Source organism: Xenorhabdus lircayensis (genome assembly GCF_016306625.1).
GTDB classification, from domain to species: domain Bacteria; phylum Pseudomonadota; class Gammaproteobacteria; order Enterobacterales; family Enterobacteriaceae; genus Xenorhabdus; species Xenorhabdus lircayensis.
Window position 1 is genome coordinate 1 of the sequence record NZ_JACOII010000075.1, and the last position, 1576, is coordinate 1576.

Sequence of the window (1576 nt, forward strand, 5' to 3'; positions counted from 1 at the left end):
GGGCAGCGATACCTTAAAACGTTTGGCAGACGTGCTGGATGTGACCAGTGATTACCTGCTGGAAGGGGCAGAGACTGAAGCGGCGAAAGCCCGGTTTGAGGACAGAGAACTGCTGCGGCAGTTTCAGGCGGTGGAGCAGTTACCGGAAGAAGACAAAGAAGTGATTAAGAAGTTGCTGGATGCCTTTTTAACCAAGAAACAGTTACAGGCACTGGCAAGATAGATAAAAAAACCCGTTGAGTTAACGCGGGGATGAAGTGCTACCAACACCGCATCCCCGCTCACCACAACCAACTAAGTAGGAGTTGAATGATGGCTAAGGTGCATTCTAAGCAAAACCGCGCGGTAAATAAAGCCGCGAAAACAGAACGTTATTACACCGTGGGATACGTCCCGCAAAACGGCAGTGAGAACCCTCCCCCGATGATCCGCCTTAAGGGACAATGGCTTAAACAAGCTGGGTTTGAGATTGGCGGCTCTGTTACCGTAAAAATCATGGAGGGCTGTCTGGTGCTGATCCCCGCGAGTTCCGAGACGAACAGCCTCAAACAGCAATACCAGCGCCAGCGGGCGCAAATCAGTGACATTAAGCTGAGAATGCGCGAGTTGATTGGCGACTACAAAAACTGCTAAGGGCAGGGAGTCAGCCGCTCTTAACAGAGCAAAGCCGGAAGATCACGGGGCTCTTTCCGGCTTATATAAAATTAATTACTTAAGGTTAAGGCCCATAAAAGTAAATTAGCGTATCAAAAATATCTCGATCCTCTTTAGTTAACTCCTTTTTTTCCATCTTACTATATTTATAGAGTATTGCTTTCATAGGAATAGAGCGATCTGCCATTTTTGCAATTTCCATTAGTACATTGAGATCATTTTCGTTTGTCAAAGTTCGCTTAAGCACCTGATAAAGCATTTCTTCTGCATCTTTTCGTTTTGGTATTTCCATATTATTTGTCCGGTAAAATTTTAACTGAATCAAAATGAATGACCTGATTGTCAGCATGCAATTGAACAGCCCCACCTTTTCCATATTGTGGGTATGCTTCTGCAAAAGGTTCTAATTTAGTTGGATGAGAGTTACCTTCCCATTTAGGTACAAAAGCCGTCGGTTTGCCATCTTTGTATAGTTGTAAAGTATCAAAAGTACCTCTAAGACGCGCATCACTCCATTCAGGGGCTATTTGGAAAGCGTCTCTTGCTTCACTGCCAGAAGAGTGTTTTTTAAATCCAAACCAAGAAACGGGTGCTGATTTATTTTTCATCGTAGGATCAACAAATTGATTAATAGAACCGTCAGCCTCTTTATACTTCATATGTCGATACGCAGTAGAAGGCATAGTTGCACTAGGTCCATCTGGTCCGACATAAAAATCAGCCTTACTAGGCGGCGCTCCTTTATTACCAACGCCGCCTGCCAGACCGTAAGGATCAATCCACTTCGAAGGATTATGCACATACCCATACGGATTCACCCCGCCCATCAACCCTATCGGGTCAGGCGAAATGTACTGCGCGGTCTCCGGCGAGTAATAACGGAACCGATTGTAGTACAGCCCTGACTCTTCATCCTCATATT

Annotated in this window: 3 protein-coding genes and 1 pseudogene; 2 read left to right on the forward strand and 2 right to left on the reverse strand. The window is 45.2% G+C overall.

The genetic code is table 11. The features are described 5' to 3' along the window. Positions 1-223, forward strand: a pseudogene (locus H8A87_RS18865) (helix-turn-helix domain-containing protein); the annotation flags it as partial. Positions 224-312: 89 nt separating this feature from the next. Next, positions 313-633: a SymE family type I addiction module toxin gene (locus H8A87_RS18870; RefSeq protein ID WP_198691434.1), complete on the forward strand. Its 321-nt coding sequence runs from the start codon at positions 313-315 to the stop codon at positions 631-633. 85 nt (positions 634-718) lie between these two features. On the opposite strand, the gene H8A87_RS18875 is transcribed toward H8A87_RS18870, so the two are convergent. Both H8A87_RS18875 and H8A87_RS18880 read right to left on the reverse strand, forming a co-directional pair. Then, positions 719-946 carry a hypothetical protein gene (locus H8A87_RS18875; RefSeq protein WP_198691432.1) on the reverse strand — a complete coding sequence of 76 codons (228 nt, stop codon included), beginning with the start codon at positions 944-946 and terminating at the stop codon, positions 719-721. Between the two features lies 1 nt (position 947). Then, positions 948-1576 (reverse strand): RHS repeat-associated core domain-containing protein (locus tag H8A87_RS18880; protein ID WP_198691433.1); only part of this gene is annotated, 629 nt, incomplete at its 5' end.

What these genes read in the sequence shown, in the direction of transcription:
- H8A87_RS18875 (WP_198691432.1), bottom strand. Translation starts at nt 946, where the DNA reads ATGGAAATACCAAAACGAAAAGATGCAGAAGAAATGCTTTATCAGGTG.
- H8A87_RS18870 (WP_198691434.1), top strand. Translation starts at nt 313, where the DNA reads ATGGCTAAGGTGCATTCTAAGCAAAACCGCGCGGTAAATAAAGCCGCG.